This window comes from Roseiconus lacunae (assembly GCF_008312935.1).
Lineage (GTDB): Bacteria > Planctomycetota > Planctomycetia > Pirellulales > Pirellulaceae > Stieleria > Stieleria lacunae.
The window spans coordinates 132,319-156,999 of the sequence record NZ_VSZO01000010.1; the positions used below are offsets into that span (position 1 = coordinate 132,319).

Annotated in this window: 12 protein-coding genes; 4 read left to right on the plus strand and 8 right to left on the minus strand. The window is 54.4% G+C overall.

Translation table 11 applies throughout. From position 1 onward, the window contains the following. The first annotated feature begins 2 nt into the window (after positions 1-2). Both FYC48_RS14545 and FYC48_RS14550 read left to right on the plus strand, forming a co-directional pair. Positions 3-2,978: an FG-GAP-like repeat-containing protein gene (locus FYC48_RS14545; protein WP_160149530.1), complete on the plus strand. Its 2,976-nt coding sequence runs from the start codon at positions 3-5 to the stop codon at positions 2,976-2,978. Continuing rightward, the gene (locus FYC48_RS14550) at positions 2,975-6,025 is read left to right on the plus strand and encodes an FG-GAP-like repeat-containing protein (RefSeq protein WP_149497452.1); all 3,051 of its coding nucleotides are present in this window, start codon (positions 2,975-2,977) and stop codon (positions 6,023-6,025) included. The genes FYC48_RS14545 and FYC48_RS14550 overlap by 4 nt, the downstream gene beginning before the upstream one ends. 111 nt (positions 6,026-6,136) lie before the next feature. Here FYC48_RS14550 and FYC48_RS14555 read toward each other — a convergent pair whose 3' ends face one another. After that, a complete protein-coding gene (locus tag FYC48_RS14555) occupies positions 6,137-8,761 on the minus strand; it encodes a CRTAC1 family protein (RefSeq protein ID WP_160149531.1) in 2,625 nt (874 codons plus the stop codon). A gap of 1,713 nt (positions 8,762-10,474) precedes the next feature. On the opposite strand from FYC48_RS14555, the gene FYC48_RS14560 reads away from it, so the two are divergent. Further along, positions 10,475-11,707, plus strand: coding sequence for a DUF1559 domain-containing protein (locus tag FYC48_RS14560; RefSeq protein ID WP_149497454.1), 1,233 nt, complete (start codon positions 10,475-10,477; stop codon positions 11,705-11,707). A gap of 145 nt (positions 11,708-11,852) precedes the next feature. Here FYC48_RS14560 and FYC48_RS14565 read toward each other — a convergent pair whose 3' ends face one another. From FYC48_RS14565 to FYC48_RS14580, 4 genes are all read right to left on the minus strand, one after another. After that, on the minus strand, positions 11,853-13,973 hold the full coding sequence (locus tag FYC48_RS14565) for a transglutaminase family protein (RefSeq protein ID WP_149497455.1): 2,121 nt from the start codon (positions 13,971-13,973) through the stop codon (positions 11,853-11,855). A 186-nt stretch (positions 13,974-14,159) separates the two neighbouring features. Further along, positions 14,160-15,290: a serine hydrolase domain-containing protein gene (locus FYC48_RS14570; RefSeq protein ID WP_235034261.1), complete on the minus strand. Its 1,131-nt coding sequence runs from the start codon at positions 15,288-15,290 to the stop codon at positions 14,160-14,162. Positions 15,291-15,652: 362 nt separating this feature from the next. Further along, the gene (locus FYC48_RS14575) at positions 15,653-16,579 is read right to left on the minus strand and encodes a cobalamin-binding protein (protein ID WP_149497456.1); all 927 of its coding nucleotides are present in this window, start codon (positions 16,577-16,579) and stop codon (positions 15,653-15,655) included. Continuing rightward, on the minus strand, positions 16,579-17,499 hold the full coding sequence (locus FYC48_RS14580) for a LysR family transcriptional regulator (protein ID WP_149497457.1): 921 nt from the start codon (positions 17,497-17,499) through the stop codon (positions 16,579-16,581). The genes FYC48_RS14575 and FYC48_RS14580 overlap by 1 nt, the downstream gene beginning before the upstream one ends. Before the next feature lie 145 nt (positions 17,500-17,644). Between FYC48_RS14580 and metE the strand changes: the two genes are divergently transcribed. After that, complete coding sequence (gene metE, locus FYC48_RS14585; RefSeq protein WP_149497458.1) at positions 17,645-19,957, plus strand: 5-methyltetrahydropteroyltriglutamate--homocysteine S-methyltransferase; 2,313 nt, start codon at positions 17,645-17,647, stop codon at positions 19,955-19,957. A 45-nt stretch (positions 19,958-20,002) separates the two neighbouring features. On the opposite strand, the gene FYC48_RS14590 is transcribed toward metE, so the two are convergent. The 3 genes from FYC48_RS14590 to FYC48_RS14600 all read right to left on the minus strand — a co-directional run bounded on the left by FYC48_RS14590 (position 20,003) and on the right by FYC48_RS14600 (position 24,591). Next, positions 20,003-20,953, minus strand: a complete 951-nt coding sequence (locus FYC48_RS14590; RefSeq protein ID WP_149497459.1) for a hypothetical protein — start codon at positions 20,951-20,953, stop codon at positions 20,003-20,005. A 213-nt stretch (positions 20,954-21,166) separates the two neighbouring features. Beyond that, on the minus strand, positions 21,167-23,974 hold the full coding sequence (locus FYC48_RS14595) for a serine/threonine-protein kinase (RefSeq protein WP_149497460.1): 2,808 nt from the start codon (positions 23,972-23,974) through the stop codon (positions 21,167-21,169). Continuing rightward, positions 23,971-24,591 carry an RNA polymerase sigma factor gene (locus FYC48_RS14600; protein ID WP_160149532.1) on the minus strand — a complete coding sequence of 207 codons (621 nt, stop codon included), beginning with the start codon at positions 24,589-24,591 and terminating at the stop codon, positions 23,971-23,973. The genes FYC48_RS14595 and FYC48_RS14600 overlap by 4 nt, the downstream gene beginning before the upstream one ends. Positions 24,592-24,681: the final 90 nt, after the last annotated feature.

Genomic DNA, 24,681 nt, shown 5'->3' on the forward strand with positions numbered 1-24,681 from the left:
AGATGAATCGCTGGCGTGTGACCAGCGTTTCACTCACGCTTGTGATAAGCATCGCGTCACTGCTGGTACTCACTGGCTGCGACGAGACTGGCCGCGAGGATCAAAACGCCGCCCCACGAACCTTGTCAGCACCTCAGGACACATCGCTGAGCCTGGCGAAGCGAGCGATCAACAGACAAGACCTGCGATCCGCCGAAACCCATCTCCGCGATCACTTGATAACACACCCTGATGACCTCACCGCGATCGAAATCAGTGGCGATGTCGCGAATGCGTTGCGAAAACATGGAATGTCAGCGAGTTTCTATCGTGAAGCACTCGAGTTATCGGACACTGCAAACCTTGCTTTGCTTGACAAATTCACACGAATGCAGGTCTCACGCGGGCAAGTCTTTTCCGCAGTCGATGCACTGACTGCATTCATCGACCGATTCCCCGATGAGCCACAAGCGCGATTCGATCTCGTTGGCCTGCTCAACCTTATCGGGCTACCAGAGCGATCGATCGACTCATTGCGATGGCTGACGAAGCAAGGAGGTGGTGGGCTTGATTCCCTGCTGGTCCTGGCAAACCCGACCCGCGTTGAACCTGATGTGCAGTGGTGCAAGGAAAAACTGAAGCAGCCTGATGCGGATCGACGGCTAGAGTATTCACTCGCACGTTTTGATGCGCTAAAGCTAAGGTGGGAGCACGTCATTGACCGAACCGATCGAATTTTGAACCGTCACACAAACTTCCTTCCCGCATACCTTCTTTACGGCCGTGCCCTCGTTGAAACGGGACAAATAGAGAGGATCCCGGAATGGAACCGCAATGTTCCTGACGGGGTGCAACACGAAGCCGAATATTGGAGTGTTGTCGGCAACTGGGCTCAGCTAACAGGACAACATGGCTTGGCCGTAAAAAGCTTTCTGAACGTGCAAACGTTAGCCCCAACGCTCTACCCCACCGACCTTACCGCGTTGCACCAAAGTCTACTGCATTTAGGACGCCCAGAAGACGCAAGCATTGTCGCTGAGCAAGTGAATCGATTCAGTCGCCTTCGGGATAATTTAAAAACATTTCTCGAACGCAAAGCCAATTCCCAATCCGCTGCGATCATGGTCGCTGAATCACTGGCGGACCTGGGGCGTCTCTGGGAAGCTGACGGCTGGTGTAAGTTAGCACTGACACTATCGGTAGATAAAATTGATGACCTCCGTCCGCGATTCGAGTCCATACGGTCAAGACTAAAATCGGAGACGTCATGGATCGCATCGTCACATCAGCTAGAACGATTGATCAATTTAGATGGAGTCGATGACCAAACCATTGTTGGCCCGAAGACTCCGCCGCAAGCACTCCCGAGTAGCGACGCGAACTCGTCGACAGCGCCTTTTTTTGATGACCAATCTCGAGAGCGAAACTTCATCCACACCTGCGAGCTAGCCCCAGAAACCAAAGAGGAAGGGCACTGGATCTACCAAAGCGTTGGGGGCGGCGTCGGCATAGTCGATTTCGATTTGGACGGGTTCCCCGACATTGCAATCACGATGCTCGACGGGGCACCGTTGAAGACGAATTCATCACCGAACCGTCTATTTCGGAACCTTGGCGATCGGTTCAATGAATCGGGACAGTTGGCTTCGTACCGTGACAACGGATTTTCACAAGGCATCACCGTCGGCGATATCAACGAGGACGGCTTCCCTGACATCTTTGATTCCAACATCGGAACCAACCGCCTATACATCAACAACGGGGACGGGACGTTCCAAGAGACCGCCGTGACCTGCGGCCTTAGCGACAACTCATGGACAACCTCGGCAATGATCGCAGATCTCGATGGCGATTCGATCGCTGACCTGTTTGCGACCAACTATTGCGCCGGCCTAGAACCCTATCAAGCTCCTTGCCAAAATCGCGGCCGACACTCCACTTGCCCGCCGCTTCAATTTGAGGCAGAGAGAGACCGCGTCTGGCGTGGAAATGGCGACGGTACCTTTTCAGATGTCAGTGACGTTTGGCTGAACCAATCGACACCGGGACGAGGCTTAGGACTGGTCGGCGGATTTTTTGATGAACGTCCTGGCATGGACATTTATGTCGCCAATGACATGTCAGTGAACCATCTTTGGTCTCCAGAACGCCGTGAAGGTCACTTCCGCCTATCCGACATCGCTGCCGTTCGAGGTGTCGGTCTCAGCGGCCAGTCTCACTCACAGGCATCTATGGGAATCGCGACAGCCGATGCCGATGGTGATGGCGACACTGATTTTTTTGTGACTCACTTTGCGGACGACCACAACACCTTCTACGAACAGGTCGCGAGCGGAATTTGGAAAGACCAGTCCTACCTTAGCCAACTCGGGCAACCATCGATGAAGCTTCTCGGTTTTGGCACCGAGTGGGCAGACTTTGATAACAACGGGACACAAGAATTGGTAGTCGCCAATGGACATGTTGATAACGTTTACCGTTCCGACGTCGGCTTTCGAATGCCGGCACAGCTATTCTATCGACAGTCAGACGGAAAGTGGGTGGAACACGATCGTGCAGATCTCGGAGACTACTTCCGGAGAGACCACCTCGGACGGGCACTGGTCACCGGCGACATCGATCGCGATGGGAGAGTGGATCTTATCGTGACCCACCTTTACGAACCGTCGGTGCTGCTGATCAACCGCAGCGAACCCTCCGGGAATTCCATCGGAATCTTACTAAAATCGACCCAATCGCAACGAGACGCGATCGGAGCTTCCGTCAAAGCCCGAATCGGGAATCGCGATGCGACCTTTGCGTTGACCGCCGGTGATGGATACATGTGTTCGAACCAACGCAGGGTTTCGATTGGCATGGGCAGCCATCGCCAAGCACAGAATGTGATCGTCACATGGCCATCCGGCTTCTCACAGTCCTTTGGCAATCTCGAAGCCGGCCATGACTATTTGTTGGTCGAAGATAGCGACAGTGCATTTCAACTCGAAGGGCATCAGTGAAATCTCACACCCCAATCGCGATTCTGGCACTAACCCTTGCGTGCCTTGGCTGCCAACCAGGAGATTCGGAGACGACTGCACGAGAGCTCTTACGTCGACAACAAAGGCAAAACTCCCGAGAAGCGACCGTCAGTCGATCGCCAGAAAGCAAACTGGCGGAGGCAAATGTATTTTTTCAGCAGCGAAACTATGTCGAGGCATCACGAATCCTGCGTCCGCTGCTGATCGAAGAGCCGGATGCCGCCGACGTGCTCACCCTTGCGGCGAACTGCCTAGCCGCCGAAGGCGACATCGAAGCGGCCGAAGAACTGATCGACCGCATCTCGCCCGAAGCGACTCCGGAATTCATCCTCGCGATGGAAGCCTCCGCGGGTTGGTTGACCACCGACCGACAGTACGAAAAGGCTGAGCAGAGGCTGACGACAGCGCTCTCGTTAATCAAGGATGACTCGACCGAAACGATGGCCGAGCAGCGCACGAGACTGCAACATCGCATCGCCGCCCTGCTCAACAACCAAGGCAAACGCCAAGAAGCGGCTAATTACCTGCGACGATTAGCTGAGAGCGGTGACATTACAGAAAAGGAACTGTTTGCCCTCAATACGCTTAGCGATGCCTTTATCGATACGACCATGCCTAAGCCAGACGTCGGAAACGAGCTCACCCCCGCCGCCCTAGCGGTCGCCCGGCTTTACCGCGCTGACAGAAAGCTCGACGAGGCTCTGCGACTGGCAAGACGCCTGAACGCCGCCTTTCCGGACTCTGTCCCGATCGCCGCTTTCTATTGCCGTTTGCTCCTCGAGATGAACGAGGACGACACGCTTCGCAGCATACTGACTAAATCACCGAGAAACGCCACAGACCATCCCTCGTTTTGGTTTGTAACCGGCACGCTACTTCAACGTGACGAGCGGCATCAACGGGCAGCACGTTGCCTCGTCGAAGCGATCTCGTTAGACCCAACCGATCGAATGGCGTTCCTTGCGCTCTCCCGGTCACTCGAAAAACTCTCACTGCTCGATGAAGCCGTGTTGGCACACGAACGTTATCAATGGCTTTCAGAAGCGGCACACATCGTTGACCGAATCGGCAGACGTCCGGGGACTCAGGAAGAAATTGTACGGCTAGCGGAGTTGCTGCAAAAACTGGAGCGATTACCGGAGGCATCCGCATGGCTCAAGATCGATGCTACGCTGCGTCCCGGAGCCGTCAATTCGTCGCGGCGTCTCAACGTCGAGCAAGCAATCTCATCGACGCGGGATGCCGATGGCTGGCGAAACGCAAGTGGTTTGCTTAGGGGAGATCTCGGAAAATGGTCCCCACCCGATCCGCACGAACTCACCAGCTCACTCGCCCTAAAAGATACGAGCGATTGGCCTGACCACACCACCGAGACGCAACTGGGTCAATCCAAGCCTCCCATAGTACTCGACAATATTACAGATCAGGTGGGCTTGTCGTTTCAATATAACAATGGGGCCGATCCGAACTCGACATCTCATGCGCTACATCAGCTGACCGGCGGAGGCATTGCAGCGATTGACTACGACTTGGACGGTTTCCCTGATCTATATCTAGTCCAGGGCGGAGGCGATGCATTTGACACTAATGGATCCCAAGCGAACGTGCTGTTCCGAAATCTTGACGGAACTCGATGGCAGAATACCGGGCCCCGCACCGGACTCGGAGATCTCGGCTATGGCCAAGGCGCAACTGCGGTCGATATCAATCAAGATGGTTTCACTGATATCCTGGTCGCTAACATTGGTCCCAACGTCTACTACCAGAACAACGGGGACGGCACCTTCACATCTCGCCAACTCGGTAATGGGCAGATTTCGGATCGATGGACAAGCTCTATTATTTGCGGAGACCTGAGTGGTGACGGCTTGCCCGAACTGATCGAGATCAACTACGTCGACGACGATTCAGCACTCACCACCCAATGCACTCCCCAGCACGACATTTGTAACCCGAGTGCGTTTCGCCCCGCTTTGGACCGAGCCTGGCAAACCAACCCTGACGGTACCATCGAGCAGTGGAACGGTTGCCTGGGCATGCAAGACAGACCCAATTATGGGTTCGGGGGAATCATCACAAACTTCGACGGGCTCGCGGGCAATGACATCTTCATCGCCAATGACACCGAAGCCAATCATTTTTGGAGATCCGTGCCCCCAGATCATACGGTTGCCGGCAAAGAATTGCAGAGTAATGAACACAACTACCGACTCAACGAATGCGCCGCGATACTCGGATGCGCTTTCGGAGTTCTCGGGCAGCGAAACGGATGCATGGGAGTCGCCGCAGGTGACTTCGATCGCAATGGGTTGTTGGATCTCCATGTAACAAACTTTTGGAATCAATCTGCCGACCTTTATCTGCAGCAGCCTGGTAGCCAATTCATCAATGGTGCCGGCTCTGCCGGGATCTACGAACCTTCACGACTGACAGTCGGCTGGGGAACCCAAGCGGCCGACTTTGATCGGGACGGGCATCTCGACATAGCGGTTCTCAATGGAAACCTAGTCGACCACCGATGGAAAGGCCGCCCCTACCAAATGCTCCCCCAGTTATTTCGTGGCGGTTTCGGAAAGTTCAATATCGAAACTCCTCGTGATCCTTATTGGTCAACACCGGCCCTGGGGCGAATCATGGCCACCCTTGACTGGAACCGGGACGGCAAACTCGACTTAGTGGTCAATCACTTAGACCGCCCCGTCACCCTACTTGAGAACCGAACGACCGTAGGCAACGGTGTCCAATTTTGCTTAGTAGGCGTGCATTCCGAGCGAGACGCGATCGGGGCAACCCTAAAGATCCGATGCGCAGACGAAACATGGCATGGCTGGGTTACCGGAGGAGATGGAATGCTATGCACTAATCAAAAGATGGTGGAGTTTGGTATCGCAGAACATGCCTCGATCGATTCGCTAGAAATCACTTGGCCTACCGGTGACGTTCAGCAGATTGATGGCCTACCGGCCAACCGCTGCTTCACGGTGGTCGAAGGTCTTGGAGTCGTTTTGGAATCATCGTACGACTAAACACCGATTCGAATGCCGTGTCCCGAACGCATCCGCGGCGGCTCGGCATTGCCCAAATCCGACTCAAACCGGGTCTCGCGGCAAGCGTTGCTTGCGATGGGTTGACCAGGATCAGTTTCCCGAAAGCTTTTGACGTTGCTGAATTTCATCAACACCCTCGACAACAAAATAGCGTTGGCCGACATCGAGCTGTGTGAACCTTTGTGATTTCCCCGACGGCCAGTCGATCGTAAGTTCATCAACATGTTCAAATGCCCCGAGACCGAAATGCAGGACGGGCTCGTTGCTACACATGTAACCATCCCCAGCGGTTTGCCAAGCGTGCCATTGTTGAGTACCACAGCGCACGTGTGCCACCGCACCAATCGCATCTCGTTCGCTATCAACTCCGAAAAGCTCTAATTGCAACCACCGCTCGGCCGATGATTCATTCCGCAAGAGTGCCATCGGACGATCTAAATGGCTGCTCACCAAGTCTATTTTTCCATCTCGGTGAAGATCCAGTGTCGCTAACGTGCGACCGAGCTGTTCTTGCTGCCAGTAATGACCTATCTGTTTCGCTTCTTGCAGCGTGAATCCTGACGCGGCCCCGCAGAACAGCTGTGGCTTCATTCGAAATGGAATCCCTTCATCGGTGGCGTTGAAAACGTGACCACTAAGTGCCGCAAGATCCATCCAGCCGTCATTGTTAAAGTCGGCCGCTTGCGTACCAAACCCCAACACCGAAAAGGTTGGCTCGAAGAGCCCATACTTCACGGCCTCGTCGGCAAAGTACCCGGAGGACGTTTGCAAAAAAAGATTGACCGGCTCATGATGAAAATTCGTGACGAGCAGGTCGAGTGTCCCATCGCGATCCAAGTCCGCATGTGCGACTCCCATACATGCCTGGCTATCTCCCCCACGACCGATACTACATCCACGAAGGCTAGCAGATTCTGTCAGCTGATACGGCCCTAGTTCCTTTTTCGAGCTCGGCCCGCTGATCCAAAAGTGATTCAAATCCCCATCATTGGCGACGAAAAAGTCATTGCCATACTCGTTGTCAAAGTTTGCGATGACGAGGCCAAATCCATGCTGACGCGTCTCGTCGCCTCGTGGGAAACCTTCCCAAGGTAAGAATTGACCATCCCCCTGATTAAGAAAGACTTGATCCGCGGCCGCTAAGAAACGCTGGGGCTGACATTCCAGATAGCCTTCGTCACATCGTGCGTCAAAAGAGCGTTCATCATCGATATAGTTGACTTCGATGACTTCTGGCAGCATGTCACCGTTGATATCGGCGATGCCGACACACGAGGTCCAAGAGTCCGCAAGCGATTCCAGCGAGTCACTGACATCGACAAAGGTTCCGTCACCTTGATTTAGATAGACTTCGTTTCGACCGATATTGCCCACAACTAAATCTTGAAATCCATCTTGGTTTAAATCCCCCGCCGCAACGCCCTGGCCGAAGCCTTGAGAGTCAACCCCGGCCAGACGAGACACATCAACAAATTGCTCGTCAGCTTCGGACCGAAACAAACGGTTCGGTTGAGAGCCCTTGTCTTCCCGCGGATCATTCCCTGCGTTTGCGAAATACAGGTCATTGCATCCATCCAGGTCGAAATCCGAGACAGCGATCCCCCCACCATTGACCTGATACGGATAGAACCCTTTACCGTCTTTTGGAAAGCCACTTTGGAATGTCATGTCGATACCACACTGCTTTGCCACATCAGTGAAACGGAGCTTCTCTCGATTCTCCATGGGACTCGATGACTCAACTGGCAAGCGAAGTCCATTGACATCGGGCAGCTCGATCTCGCTAACACTAAAACCGATCAGCCGCGTTAGTCGAGCTTGGCGGATTTGATGTTCACTCCCGGCTCGTTCCCATTGCTCGATGGCTTCCGCGCGGAGGCGAATCTGTGGAATCCGTTCGCGAAGATCACCCATTTGCTGTGCGTCATAGATCAGCCATCCGACCGATTCCCACGGCCGCGCGAGTCGTCGCAATTGTTCAGCGATCCAGAGCTTCTCTTCATGCTTCGCGTCTTTAGCGATCCGAAAGATACGATCTAAAACCACAAGATTATCGCGGATATGCGCTACCTTGGAGTCATTCCCTTGCCTCGCTAAGACTTGCATCATTTGGCGCAGAGACTCTCGATCGGTTGGGTCAAGACGCACGGCCTCTCCGAAAGCCCGAATCGATGCATCCGCCTCACCTATGTGAACCAACCAATTCCCGATTGCGCTCCAGTACTCCGGATGGCCGGCGATACCTTCCGGGACTTGATTGAACCAATCGGGGAGCTCGTCAAAGCGTGCTGTCTCGGACAATACACGGCCATGAAATGCTGCCGCGGCGATACTCTGCGGAAACGCCGATCGAATCCTTTGAATCTGTTCGAGAATTTGATCCGGTGGCAAATTGAACTTGGTATAGCGTTCTCTCGCTTTCCCCAATTGAAGCAGCGTGACTTCGCCTTCCTTCTCGAATTCGTCAAATGAAGCCAAATAAAAAGGTCCCGAAAGGTCAACCAAACTCAGTATTTCGATCGGCGTGACCGCCCGTAACCGAATCAACTCACGGACGTATTGACTGGCTTCGTAACGACGTCCCTGCGCGTTCAGTAACTGAGCCAACAGTCGGTTGATTCCGACATTTTCGGGCTCCAGTCGCAACCCGTTACGCAAGTTCGCTTCGGCGGCCGAAAAATCTCCGACCTTGATACGCCAGTCGAAAGCATTCACCAAAATCTTTGGGGCGTTCACGGGATCGATCTCGGCCACTCTCTCCGCAAGTTCGGCAGCGCGTCCAAAGTTCGATTGGTTTGCAGAGAGCTCTACCGCCAATTGAAGTGCGAGAAGATCGCCCGGATCTTGAATGAGTGCTTGCTGAACTAACCGATCGGCTTCTCGCCAATTTCCGTTTTGGTGTTGATCAACGGCCTGCTCCGTCAAGGAGAGAGGAGACGCCCCGACACGCGCGCCCGAGGAGCCGCTTCTAGGATCGGCGGACTGATCGCCCCGCTCCGACATGCAGCCAGACAGAATCACCAGGCTGAAGCCAATCCATATTCCCCATCGATCAATGCCCCGAGAAACTCTGCAGTGAGAAACGATCAAAGTGAAATGACGGACCATGTTCAAGATCGCACCAGAGATATCAAGCGACTTAATTACCGGGAACTGAGTACCGGTGAAAGTAGAAACATAATGTCCGATCCTAACGCAAGAAAGAGTGTCGGATCTCTGACACTCGCCTCTGCATTCATCAACCTGGACGACAGAGCAACATGTTTTCCATGAATCGACCAGGGCATGCCACCTATCACTGGAGCTTTCATAAAGACGATCGTGCGATTTCGTCTTTCCTAACGGTACCCGACCCACCCAACATGGTTTACTTGTTTAACTAGATAGTACGAACCGACGTGACAGAAAAATAGTCACAGAGGATTCGGCAAACCCACCAGGCTAAAAGTCCGCCCGCCGTACGGATCTACCGTTCCAATACAGGTTCGGCACGACCAGTTATCGCCATTATGAAGTGTCGCGACAACGCTGAAGGCGTCGTATCAATGGAAATCGTTTTACACGCTTCAACAGGCGACATTGATGCCAACCCTAACCATAGGGCAGATAGTTAGTTAATGAACCAACTTACAGCATCTGCCACGATGGAGACCAAGAGAACGCACCGACCGCAAGAGCATTAGGCATAAGAAATTTTCCCAAGGCGACGAATCCATTTTCATGTTCGCGGAGAGACTCGGACGCGAGTCAATACTTAGCGTTGCAGCCCTCGATCAGTAAAGAACGCTGCAATCTGACTCGACGTCACTTTGCCCAAGATGAAGGCGATCCTCGCGAGATTGATGTTCGACCTTCCCGGAAGAAGAGTGATTAGAAACCCATGTCAGTCTCGAGTGAATTGGTCAACTCAAAACATCATGGTCTAGCCGAATCGAGATCGCCACGTTTGATAGATCGCCCTTAATATCCAATCAAAACAAATCACCAAGCTGATACTTGGCACCGTTTTCCCTTTGGTCCCGCAACATGAATAGATAGACCTCCAACAGACAACACCGAGTAGTTGAACACGAATGATTCGGCTTAAGTCTTTTCACTCTCCCACTGGGAGAGTGTTTTCCAGATCTTTAAACCCAAAGACTCGTGTTTACCTGCTTAAAAATACGTCATTGGCTTATTGCAAAAGCACAGAATCGTAAAACCGCATTCAGAGCCTTTCTGAATCTTGGGCCCGATGACATTTGATTCGACTGTGTTTGCCACCGGATTGGCTTGCAACTTAGTGGCGACACCTGAGCGTTTGGCATCCGATCTTCTCCAGCTAGACGGAGTAGCTGGCAAGATCGCGGTGCGACCGACTGCCGACAGAGAGATACGGCGGTTGCTTTATATTTGTTTAGTTTTTTACCAACGAAGTCAGAGGAATTTATGCGACACAGATATCACAGGAATCACAACAAGGCGTTCACATTAGTTGAATTACTTGTGGTGATTGCCATTATCGGAATTTTAGTGGGGCTATTGCTTCCCGCTGTTCAAGCCGCACGTGAAGCGGCTCGCCGCATGAGTTGCAGCAACAACTTCAAGCAAATCGGCCTAGCGCTACACAACTATCACTCGGCGTACAAGAACTTGCCGATGAACCGCGGTGGGACCTACCGGACCCATGTCCACGGCGACAACGGTGACTTTAACAACCGCCTGAGCCTAAGCTGGATGGTAGGCATCCTGCCATTTCTCGAACAACAAGGTCTCTGGGATCAGATCAGCAATCCTCTCGACTTGAATCGCGATGGGACGAAACGTACTGACGGAGGAGCCTTACCTTATCCTGCCATGGGTCCGGTCCCTTGGAACGATAACTATCAACCATGGTTGACACAGGTCCCTGCCTACCGGTGCCCCAGCGATTCGACCGTCGCTGCACCCTATCGTGTTGCGTTCACCAACTACTCCGCATGTGCGGGCGATGCCTATTTCGAACAACACCACGGTGGTGTAAATGACGAAGGGGTCGCTAGCAATAATGGAACCTGGGGTTCTGAAGCAGGAAGCCGCTGGGCACGGGGTGTGTTTCACAACCGACACTTCACCAAATTCCGCGACATCCGTGATGGTTTGTCGAACACCGTGATGTGTGGCGAAAATATCGTTGATGATCGTAAACGTCGCGTTGCAACGGTTCCTTACCGTGTTGCCGAAGCTGCGGACATGGCACAACCGCCAAACACGTGGGAACAGTACCTTGATCCTGAACGCCCGAATTACTGGGATCCTTCACTGACCAATGCAGACCCCGGGCTTGATGAAGCGGATCGTCACGGTCGTGGCCGCCGATGGCCCGATGGCCGCCCTCAATTTTCGCAGTTTAATACGATCCGCCCACCCAATAGCTACTGCGTCTACCGGGGTCACGGTGACTTCGGCTACGGCTCTGCCTCCAGCTTGCACCAAGGTGGAGTTCACATCCTGATGAGCGACGGCGCCGTAACCTTCATCACTGATAGCATCGACTCAGGTGACCAAAACCAAGTGCCTTACCATGATCTCGACCCGACCTACGGGACCGCCGGGGCCGGACGCGAAAGCCCCTACGGTGTCTGGGGTGCACTCGGAACGAAGGATTCTGGCGAGACAATCGAAGAAGCTATCGGTCAGTAACGACAGAATCCATTAAATTTAGAGCGATGTATCGAGAGGCTAGGTTCCTAGGAACCTAGCCTCTTTTCGTGCTCGCAAAAAGCATGAATTGCCCCCCACAGGAAACCTGCGATCCGGCAACATCACCGTAATCATCTGCGCGTCTTTAATACCATCGCAAATCAGTGATATGGTCACCGAGGGCCTCCGGTGGCGGTGGGTTTCCGGGATCTGGAGCGCGGTGGAGCTGCTTCACGACGCAACGTGCTTGCCTTCGTGATCGAGCTTCCTGGAGGTCAACCGGTAAACCGGGATAGGCTTGCCCATTGGGCTCCCACTGATGCAAACAGATCTCCCAATGCCGATCGTCAGGATGCGAAAGCACCAGGGTCAATGGATCTTGCGCCGGAAGTGTCGGATGCAATCCTTGCTGTGGACAAAAACTCCGATAACGCAATCCGACCAGCCTGCCATCCCCAACACGATCGTGAACGGCGCGCAGCGGAATTTCCCAATCGCCATAACGTAACGTCCAGTCGTCGAGCGATTCGGGGTTGTCATTGTTTCGCAACCGGACTTCGATTCGATGCGTGCTTGCATCGATCGTCCTTGAACCACCCCGCTGCATCGAGACGTCTCCGACGAGCGGCCAAAATTCCATCGCCCGTCGAAGCTCAACCTGGGTATTGCCAAGCTGAAACCGAGAGAGCAGCAGATCTTTGTCTCGCATCAGGTGCTCAACAATCGGCTCTCCCAAACCAAAACCCTCACGATTTAGGTCTTCAAGCACCTCACGCAAGTCAGCTTGCAAAAAGAACGGTAGCGAATAACGCTCGTGCAACTCGCCGCCCCAATCGACCAGCGGTTGATCGCAGTGATGGGCGGCCAACATGGCCACGATCGATCGGAGCAGCGCGGCAAGTGACGTCGTCGTTTCGGGAACCGGCCCCATTCGGAACGAACGAAACTCGACCAGCCCCAGTCGACCGCGGTTACCCAAGTACGGATTCCAAAGTTTTTCAATATTGATTTCCGCCCGATGCGTGTTTCCACCGGGGTCGGCGAGAAACGGTGCGAGCGCCCCCCAGATAGTCTCCGGTGCTGGGTTTCCAACTCGGCGAAGCAATTCGAGCGTCAAACGAAGCTCATTCATCGTCCCCCGCACCCCTTCATCGACCCGTGGTGCCTGACTGGCCGGACCGATCGACGCAAACGCGTGCAGGTAAGACAAGGATGGATGGCGATTGAAATAACGAACCAAGCTGGGCAGCATCCCTGGGATTCGCAGAAACGGACTGGCCTGAGGTGTGGGGCCTCCCAATGTGATCTGACCACCACCTCCGGAGTCACTCTCTTCGCCGTTGTACTGCAGCCGAAAAGAATCCAACCCCTCGGCGTTGGCTGCCTGCTGCAGCTGCGTGAGGTCTCGCCAAAGGTCGCTGATTTGATTTGCGGGTGCCATGTTGACCTCGATCACCGCGGGATCAGCCGTCACTGTCATCCACGCGATCGAATCGTCGATCGGTGGCGGAAACCCGGTCAACATCATCGCCGGGATCTCCAACTCATTGGCCGTCTCGCCAATCGTTTCCAACACCCTCGCGAACAACTCGATATCCGAGATCGCCGGCAACTCCACCTGCAGGGCGTCGCCGCTCGGGACACAGCAAATTAGATAGCTTCCGTCACGAGCAAGCTCGTCACAAACCTCAACACCTTCGACACGATCCTGCCCGAGCAACGCCCTGCCGAGGTCGGGACACTGCTTGATGTCTGTCGGAAGCGGAACATCGTCACAACGAAACACCAATCGACCTGCCTGAGGTTCCGGCAACACGCTGGCGGAGAGGCAACGTTGGTTGAGCCGATCGGCGAGCAGACGAGCGTATTGGACTGGGTCTAGCTTGACAGGGTCCGGTGATTCGCCTGCCCCGCTCGCGTTTTCCAGTGACCCGACTAACAACGGATCGGGCGGTCCTTTCCAAGTCGTGCGGCCTTGCCGATGGCTATAAAGGCCGTAGTTCCAACGTGGCAGATCCTCGTCTTCATACTGACGACCGACACATCGAAAGACGGCGGAGCCGGGCGAAGCAGATGCCAAGCGTGCGAAGACACGTTCGGCCCGCTCACGCTTGTCATCACCCAACGCGCAAAACAACCACTCGGGGGCCTCCGAAAAACGATCCGTGAACGTCGGCTCGGCACCGATCCAAATCGGCAACCCCAGTTGTGACACGGCCGCATCATGCGCTGAAAGGGCGCGCAGGAACCCATCATCTGATTCCATTCGACGTCTACCCGACGGATCTGTTGAAAGGATTGACGAATCAGGCCACCACGTTGTCGCGCCGCCTCCGGAGAAAGCGATGGCTGGGACGAAGCCTAATGTAGTGCAACAACCGGACAGTGCAACGACTGGCAATCGGCAATCAAACGACACAAAGATTCATCGCGGCCACATCGACTCTTCAACTCAACGTGACGCGGTCAGTTTTCCGGCCGATTGCCGCAATGCTTCCCGGGCGGCCTCGTTTTCCGGTAGCGGCGCGGATTCAAAGGCCGGCAACAAATGCTCCCAGACCAACGCCAGTTGCCCTTGCAGGTCTCGCGAGTTTGCGGTCATCACGACGACGGCATCAAACTTTGGCATGACAACACAGAATTGCCCGTCTTTTCCGTCGCCACGATAAACCCCGTGTCGACATCTCCAGAACTGAAAACCATAACCTTGTCGCCAATCGGGATTGCGGCCACTAGGAGCATCTGCATTCTCGGTTTGTTTGCTGGTCGCAAGCTTGATCCAATCGGCGGGAACGAGTTGCTTGCCGTTGTAACGCCCGCGCTGCAGATACAGTTGGCCGAACTTCGCGATGTCTTCCGTTTTTAAATACAGACCATAACCGCCGATCGAAATCCCCTGTGGGCTGGCATCCCAGGTTGGCTCGTCGATGCCGAGTGGTTCAAACAACCGTGGCATCAGGTAATCGCGAACGGTTTGTCCGGTCACTTTTTGCACGATTGCCGACTGCATATACGTCGCCGGTGTGTTGTAGAGAAACTTCGTCCCGGGTTGATTGGGGACCGGGGTTTCAAGAAACTTCTTAACCCAATGATCCTCTTCGGCCAGGCGTGGAAGTGGGTCATGCCCTGCCGTCATCGTCAACAGGTCACGGACTCGCATCGCCTTCAAATGGTCCGATGGGTTGGCCGGTGCCTCATCGGGAAAAAACTTTAATACTGGGTCATCAATATCGAGACGACCTTCTTCGGCCGCCAAACCGACAGCCGTCGATGTGAAACTCTTACTGAGCGACCAAAGTATATGCGGCTTGTCTGCCGCCTCGGGAGCCCACCAACACTCCGCAACCACCTTTCCATGCCGAACCAGCATGAAACTATGCATGCTATCGACTTCGGCATCGGCTGCTTTGATGAAGGAAGTGATCGCCGACGAAGCCACGCCTTGCGATTCCGGTGTCGCTCTGGGGAGGGCCGTGGACGGCGGAGACTCCGGGTTGGATCCTTCAGCCGCATCGACGACGGCGGCGGTCATCAATACAACAAACGCAACAACACTCTTGATGGGGACGGCGGGCAATCGCATGTCAGAGATTCTCGGGAGGAGACAAAAAGTCGACGGTCGTCATTGTAACGCGGCTGCGCAGCGTCGTTGGACAATACCACGAGTACGCCGCTGCGGTACGACCGTAGGACGAGCCGCACGGCGTCAGTCGCGAGTCTGGAAAGCTCGCTGACGTCTTCGGTACGAGATCGCCCCAGAGCCTTAAAACGCCCCGCAACACGTTGAAGCGTTGCGTCGAATCCGTTCACGCCGCACGTCCCTCGCCGAGACCAGATACAAAGCGGGCTCGCGGTAAGCGCCGCCGGCTGGCAAGTCGGCCTCGGTTAGTTTCGGAATCCAAGCCATCTTCGAACGTTTGGTGGCATTGACGATGCCCCGTTTTATCACGGAGCGCTCGATCGATGAACAGGAATGTACGTTAGCGAGCCGTCCGGCGGCGGATGCGTTTCTGGATCCAACAGGTGGGCTAGGATTTCAAGGCTATCGACCAGCCTTGGCCCTGGACGGTTGAAATATGCATTTCCGTCGACGACGTAAACTCGTCCGCTGCGGACACAGTTCAATTCGTTGTATCCCGAGTACGCGGCCAAAATGGGAAGGTCCTGTTGGGTTCGACGGATGTCAAAACCACAGCACGCGATCACCATGACCTCGGGATCGGCGTCGACAATCTCCTGCCAAGTGATGGTCTTGGAATGCTGCCCTTCGCTGCCGATCAGTTCGGTGCCGCCGGCCAAGCGAACCAACTCTGGTGACCAATGGCCACTGCTAAAGGGTGGATCGATCCATTCGAGCAAGACGACTCGAGGATGTTCCTGGCTCTCTTCCGAACGTTGGACGACTCGATCGACACGATCACGCAAATGTGAAACAACTCGAATTGCCTGATCGAGCACACCGGCTGCTTGCCCTACACGGCGGTGGCATTCGAACACGTCCTCCAAGCACGTCGGTTCGAGGTTGACCACCTGCGGTCGGCCGGGCAGGCTGCAAGCCGCCGCACTGACTTCGGCTTCTGCAACCGCACAGACATCGCAAAGCGCTTGGGTGACAATCAAATCGGGACGCAATTGTTGAAGTGTTGGCAAATCCAACGTATAGAGCGCGTTCCGCGTTTTCAGTTGCTCCCGGACGAGTGTATCAATTTCAGCACTCGATGCATCGTGCGGGATCAGTGCCTTAGTCACCTTGGGAAGCTTGCCCGCGAACGTCGGAAAGTCACATTCATGAGTCACGCCAACGAGCTGATCGCCAAGACCAAGCTCACAAACAATCTCTGTTGCACTGGGAAGAAGCGAAACGATACGCATCAACGGTTCTCCCCACGTCTGCTCTCAATTGCACGGCTTTCACGAGCCATTTCGACGAATGATTTCATGTAGTCAATGTCTTTGTCCTTCGTTCGCAAGCCAAGAAAAATCTGCTTGTCGACACCTTTTTCGCCAAGGCGAATCGGATGGATGGCGAAGCGATCTCGCCGTTGTTCAACCAGCCAACGAGGAAGTGCGGCAACGCCTCGGCCGCTGGCAACCATTTGCAACATGATGTCGGTGGTCTCGATCAACTTATGCCGTTTCGGGATCACACCTGCCGGCGTTAGGAATCGGCTGAAGACATCAAGTCGGTCGGTGGGGACCGGGTAGGTAATCAATGTCTGATCGGCCAATTGTTCTGGTTGGACGTATTTCTTTCGACGCAACGGATGGGCGTCATCGACGACCAAGACCTGTTCATAGTCAAAAACAGGTTCAAAGCTTAGTGCTTGTTTCTTAAGTGGATCCGGCGTGACCAATACGTCAATATCATGGGCGAGTAGCGCATCGATTCCGCCAAACTGAAACTTCTGAATTACGTCCAGATCAACTCCCGGCCAAGCCTGCAAGAATGGGGCGGCGATCTTTAGCAACCACTGATAACAAGGATGGCACTCCATCCCAATTCGCATGATCCCGCGTTCGCCTTGCGCAAACTGTTGAAGCTGCTGTTCCGCCCGCTCAAATTGGGGCAGCAATCGATTGGCCACTGCGGCCAGGTACTCACCGGCTTGGGTCAGACGCAGGGTGCGACCTTCTCGCGTCCAGATCTTTAATCCCAGGGCGTCTTCGAGCTTCCGAATCGAGTGGCTCAGCGCAGGCTGTGTGACGTACAGGAGGTCTGCCGCCGCGGTCAACGAGCCATGTTCGTTCACGGCACGGACGATCTCCAGGTGAGAGCGTTCAATCGTGGGCATCCTTCCGGCCTCAAGAGAGATAAACAGAATTCATGGTTCCGTGAAATATGATCATTTTTGTTCATGGATTCAAGCGGATATGTTTGCCCGGGAATCTTCCACCAGGCCTCTTTTCTATCCGCGATCGAAAGGAACGACAGAACACATGGTTAACGCGCACAATTTGGGTTTCCCACGTATCGGTGCCAAGCGAGAACTGAAATTTGCTCTAGAGAAATATTGGAAGGGACTCATCTCACAAGCTGAGCTAACTTTGATCGGCAATGAACTGCGTTGTCAAAACTGGGAAACTCAAGCAGGGTTGGACTGGGTGCCGGTCGGCGATTTTTCCTACTACGACCAGATGCTGGACATGAGCTTCACGCTTGGGAATCTTCCCGATCGCGTGCGTGATTACCATGGCAACGCACTGGACAACTATTTTCGTGTCGCCCGCGGACGTTCCGCACCATCGGCAACGGACGACCAGAATCCGGCAGGCGTTGCTGCCGGAGAAATGACGAAATGGTTTGACACGAACTATCACTACATCGTCCCCGAGTTTCAATCCGACACGACGTTTTCGTTGGATGCGTCGCGACTGATCGAACAAATTCGTGAGGCAAAGTTACAGGGGCAGAACGTCAAGCCGACGATCATTGGCCCGGTGACCTACTTAGCGCTCGGTAAGTCGAAGGATGCTTCTGACAAACGAGCATTGCTGCCGCAACTGGTCGAAGCCTATCGGCAATTGCTTGAGCGAATAGCTGCCGAAGGCGTCCAGTGGGTGCAGATCGATGAAGCCATTTTAGTGACGGAATTGGAGACGCCTTGGCAGGAGGCGTTTGAAGAGGCGTACCAGTCACTCTCGCAATGTCCTGTCAAGCTTCTATTGACGACTTACTTCGGTCCGCTGCTAGATAATTTGTCTCTGGTCACGAAGCTGCCGGTCGACGGCGTGCATTTAGACGCCGTCAATGCCCGCGAAGAAGTTGATGCATTGATCGAGTCGGCACCACAGGATCGCGTTATCTCACTCGGCGTTATCAATGGGCGTAACGTATGGAAGTCAGACTTGAATGCGACGTTGGATTGGCTCGAACCAATCGCGAACTCACTGGGGGATCGACTTTGGATCGCGCCTTCCTGTTCGTTACTTCATGTCCCCGTGGACCTTGATAGTGAAGCGAAGCTTGATCCCGAAATCAAGCAATGGCTTGCGTTCGCGAAACAAAAACTGGACGAACTGCGAGTCATCAAAATCGCACTGCGGTACGGGAGAGGAGCCGTCGGGGCCGACTTGGCTAACAACGCGATCGCGATCGAATCACGCCGGAATTCGCCACGGGTGAATCGTGCGGAAGTACAGGAATCGCTTTCCAAAATGAGCGAACAATGGGGAAATCGCCGAAGTGCATACGCCCAACGCGCGGAGACTCAGGCAGAGGTCCTGAACCTGCCAAAGTATCCGACGACAACGATTGGTTCGTTTCCTCAAATCGCGGAAATTCGTCGAACCAGAAGGCAGTACAAAGCCGGAGACATCGACGAGGCTGCTTATCGCACCGCAATGCAGAACGAGGTCGCCCGTTGTGTCCGGGAGCAGGAGTCGCTCGGCCTCGATGTATTGGTGCACGGCGAAGCCGAACGGAACGACATGGTTGAGTACTTTGGTGAGCAACTCGATGGCTTCGCCTTCAGCGAGTTCGGTTGGGTTCAGTCATACGGTTCGCGCTGTGTCAAACCACCGATTCTATTCGGCGACATCAGTCGCCCCAAGCCGATGACGGTCGAATGGATTTCGTACGCTCAATCCCTGACCGACAAGCCGGTCAAGGGCATGTTGACGGGACCGGTGACGATATTGAATTGGTCGTTCGTGCGCGACGATCAGCCACGATCCGTCTCGTGTCAACAGATTGCACTCGCGATCCGTGAAGAAGTACTCGATCTGGAAAAAGCCGGCATCAAAATCATCCAAATTGATGAGGCGGCGTTACGCGAGGGACTGCCACTACGTCGTTCACAATGGCAAAACTATCTCGATTGGGCCGTCTTATCATTTCGCATCGCGGCAAACGGTGTCGCCGATAGAACTCAGATCCATACCCATATGTGCTATTCGGAATTTAATGACATCATCCGATCGATCGCTCTCATGGATGCCGATGCGATCACCATCGAAACCTCTCGTTCCGACATGGAACTGCTCAAAGCATTTGAGGATTTCAACTATCCCAACGAAATCGGCCCCGGGGTCTACGATATACACTCACCCAACATTCCAACCGAAGAACAGATTGTCGATTTGCTAACGAAGGCCGGAGAGCGAATCCCTGCGGAACGATTGTGGGTCAACCCTGATTGTGGACTAAAGACACGACAGTGGGACGAGGTCATTCCGGCGCTGACCAACATGATTTCTGCCGCCCGAAAATTGCGTGGTGCTGAAGTCGCCGTTGCTTGTGGTAACGAATGACATCAGGTGGACGTGATGTGCGCCGCTGGCTAATCGGACCATCGATCAGAATGATCGGCGCAGTTCAATTCGAAGGATGTCACTATACCAATTGCTTTCTGTCAGTACGGTTCCATAGCCGACATACAAACTGGTCGGCGAGACGCCGTCGTAGCAATTAGATTTGATCGAAAAGCGGGAGCCAATTTTGAAGTTAACGATCGCGTCGTTAATGGCAGAGTTGCGCTGTCCGGTTGAATCGCTGCGTAGACCGCTAAAGACGTGCCAGCCGACGATTTCCGCAACAGGTGTCACGTCAAACCGGGAACCCTCGTGAACTTTGTAGCCGGCGCCCAATCCGTATCGAAGCACTTCGCCGGAAAAATTTCGACGCTCGTTTGTTCCGCCCACCGGCGGCGCCAGCGAACCACCGATGGGGATCCAGTACCGGAGTTCTGATTCAATGGTCAGACTGTGATTGGGCCGATGCAGGCTCAGCAATCCGGGTTCGAGGCTGACATGATCGGTGCTCAAACTTTTACTCGCGTCGCCGGTCGGAAAGTAGCCACGTAACTGTGCGGTCAGGAGGGTGGATTCGCTTTCGAGTAACGAAGCCTTTAAGCCGGCTTGGATATCGTACAGGTCTCCGGCGTTATCATTGGCGACCGGGTCGATCCATCGGATCGGGATCTCGGCGAACAACGAAAAATTCTCCCAACGATGCCACTCAAGATATGTCGCCAGTTCTTGATGGTTGTCGATACCGCGTTCGAGTTCCGGTGCACCGTCAACACCGTACTGGGCGTAGAAGAACTCTGCCCGATCGGCGAAGCGACTGGAATACGCAGCGTCAAAACGGACCCGGGCCTGGGTTCCCAAGACGGCGGAATCGATGTAGCCGACACCGCTATCACCGACCACGATCTGTCCCTGAATCGGCTGGCTTGCGACAAGCGATCCAAAAAACGCGATACTAAACGCCATCCAAGCGACACGTTGACTTACTTGATGACGCATGTCTTTTGAAGTGGCGTTGAACGACGAAGTGACATTTGCCCGCACAGGTCTCGGGTGGAATCGCGTTCAAGACACTTTATGTTCCCACCAGCGGGACAGTGTCGAGGAAAAACGCAAGTCCTGAGTACTTCCCCAAAACATCTGCAACCGAGACGACAGATGTGTTACTCGACGGACAATCGAGTACACAGTCTTGTTATCGGCATCATTGCGTCAATCGTTCAGCCTTTCCGAGACTGACTTTTCGAAGCCCAAGTGTTGCTCCAGAAATTCCTGGATCTCCGGATTCTTGGGTTGCCGAAGAAGTGCGGCTCGCTGACTGGCGATCGCTTGATCGACGAACTCCTTAGCGGTCTCCCAGTCACCTTGTTGTGAATGCAAGAACCCGATTCCGCCTAGCAATCGTCCTCGTAGACTATGAACGCGTGCTTCGGTCTCGGTAAATTCGGGAAACTCGTCGGTCATGATTTTCAGCCGATCGATCGCCGTTTGAAACCGAGACATCGACTGCTGCCGACGCCCGAGCATTGCGAGAGCTCCGGCAGCACTGTTCGCCGCATTCGCAGACTCATAGTGGTAAATCGGTATTCCGGGAAATTCGTCGATCAGCTTGGCGAACCGATCCGACGCGTCGTTTGCATACGTGAGCGCAAGTTCTTTTTCACTATCAGATTCGGTAAGCAGTAAGTTCCCCAGATCGACCTCGGCGACAGCCAATCGAAATTGGCGGTCTCGATTGTCGGGCTGAAGGGTAAGTGTACTCTCCAGGTTTTTGATCGCCCGCATGTAAGACCGACGCGCGTCCTTGACTCGATCGGGGAGCTTTCGAAGTAGAACCCCCAGGTTGATCTGAGACCGCGCCAGGTCGGCCAGAAAACTTGATCGATCCTCAACCTGAATCGATCCGTCTTCGGCCAGCTCTTTCAAAAGCTCGATTGCCGCATTGAAATTGACTTCGGCAAGGGAAAATTCACCGGTTTGCGTGAGGAGTAGACCAAGGTTATTGAGCGTTCGGCTGCGTTCTAACTTGTAGTCGGTATTGGCCGGAAATTGCCGGTGAAGCTTGGTTTGTAACGCAAGCCCAAGATCAAAGTGCTTGCGGGCGTCATCGGCGGCCGTGATGCGGAGTGTTTCTCCCAGCATGGTGTGAGATCGTGCCCATTGGGCCTTTAATTCAATGTCACCGGGAGACTCATCGATCAACGATTCGAGTACTTCGATGGTGTCAGCAAACGCATTTTCGGCTTGTTGAGTTTCACCTAGTAAACTGTGCAGGAGCGCGATCCGGTATCGCGTCCGGGCATACTGACTCCACAGTTGTGGATTGCTGGGCCGCGATTGTGACAAACGTTTGTAAAGTGACAGGGCACGCAAAAGCAGATCACGACGCGCCGTTTGCATTTGTGGGACGTGCTCGAGCGAGTCGCTGGCATAGCTGGTGACCATGTCATGGATCACGTTGAGTGATACCGAAAAGAACTCTTCTGCTTCCGCACGAGCTTCGCTTTCGCGTCGAACGTGTTGCCGAAGGCGCATCGATGACAACAGCGAGATCGTTGCGACCAAAATGAGGAGCAACGCGATACCGCTTGCCAGCGATGCTACGACCGGATTCCTGCGGCACCAACGAATCGACCTTTCGATCCGTCCGACCGGTCGGGCAAGAATCGGTTCACCCCGCAAATAGCGGTTTAAATCGTCTGCCAAGTCGGCGGCGGATGGGTACCGTTTGGAAGGTTCTTTTGAAAGCGCCTTAAGCGTGATCGTTTGCAGGTCGGCATCGATGGCTCGGTTTAACTCGCGCGGTTCGACGGGATCTTCGTCGATGACTTGACGCAGTGTTTCGATCGCAGATGCAGATCGAAAGGGCGGCCGACCGGTGAGACAAAAATACAAGGTCGCCCCAAGACTATAGATGTCACTTGACTTTGTGCACCGCGACGCGTCCTGGGCTTGCTCGGGCGACATGAATGATGGCGACCCCATGACCTCGCCCGTATGCGTGCTGCTGGCGATCCCTTCGTCCGTCGCCTTTGCCAAACCAAAGTCGGCGACATAGGGCCGTTCAGAAAAATCGGCAGCTCGGTCGACACCTCGGCGGTCGGTTGGGCTTCTTGCTACGGAATCTCGACCGTGCAGGCCTGGATCGAATGTGTTTGAAGATACAACCGTAGCAGCATCTGAAAACGACGATTCTCGGCTTTCGCGTAGCAGGATGTTTTGAGGTTTCAGGTCGCGGTGCAAAATTCCATTTTGATGGGCATGATCGACCGCAAAAGCGACTTTGGCCATCAACGCGGCCACTCGCCGGTTTTCGATCGGGCTCTTTTGAACGACCGACGAAAGGCTGGGGCCATCGATGAATTGCATCGAAAAATACAACGTGCCGTCGACTTCGCCGACGTCATAAATCGTCACAACATGATCATGGTCCAAACGCGCCGCCGCTTGGGCTTCGGCTCGGAACCGTTTCTTCCACGTCTCGGCACGCTCCGGTGTCAATATCGAAAGCTGATCGGGGCGGATTAGTTTCAACGCCACGATACGGTTCGCACTTTTTTGGCGAGCCTTAAAGACGAGCCCCATACCGCCGGCACCGATTTGACGTAGCAACTCGTAGTCACCGAACTCGCCGACAAACGCATCGCCCTTGGGTTTGCTCTTTGCAGCTCCGACGGTCGGTCTTGAGCTCATGTCTTGAGTTTGGGCCAACGTCGGTTCGTCGTAGCAGTCGGCCTGAAATCGATCAGGCTTCGTTTGCTCGGCGAGCGGGTCGAGATCGAAACTGAGGTCTTTGCCGAACGCGTCGGTCGGCCAAGCGAGGTCGACGTCGCCTAACAATGTTTCCAATCGATCGTCCTCGGCGACACCAACGTCGGCTAATCTTTCGAGACGCTCTTGGCATGCCTCACACTCGCCGACATGCTCGATCAATTCATCGCTCGGATCGTCGCACGCTGGGTCACGGTTGCCGCCGAGCAGCAATCGCAGCGAATCTTCGTTGGGGCAGTCGGCCATCATCGGCGAGGCGGCAAGAGTTCGGCTTGTTCCAGGATCGCGACCTCCTCCTGCAGCATCTTCTTGACTTTGCTTTTCGCCACCCAGATGGCACCGACTTTCATTTCTAAGAGTTCGGCAACCTGTTCGCCGGATCGTCCATTGCGTGTGAGCTCTTCGAACGCCTGCCATGTTTTCGGCTGGACGCGATCGCGGACCCGCAGCATTGCTTTTTCCAGCAGTTCGCGTTTCCACTCAGCCTCTAATTGCTCGGCGAATTGATCGCCATCGCCATGCTGTTCGAGTAACTGATGGACAACGGTGTCACCGGTTGCGATGGCTTGACGCTGCCTCTTGGTTAGCAGGTCTGCCCAAGCACGCCGGGCAATGGTGCGCAAAAAACCACGAAAACTGAGCTGGGTGTCGTACTCAAATGAGGCTGCTTGCCGCGAAAAAGCCAGCAGGACTTCTTGGACAACGTCATCGGCATCGGAACATTGCATCCCCCACCGACGGCACCAGGCGGAAACCAATGGGGCGTATCGGGCTTCGAATCGACGCCATGCCGCGGAATCTTCGGGCCTTGACCGCAGTTGCCCGAGAAGCGTTGCACTGGTGGAAAGGTCGAATTCTTCGCTCACGTCAGCCGTCCGGAAACGAATTTTAAAAAAACGAGAGAATCGCCATTAGGTTTCGGAAATCTCCCGGAAGTACCTGTCAAGAAGACCGCC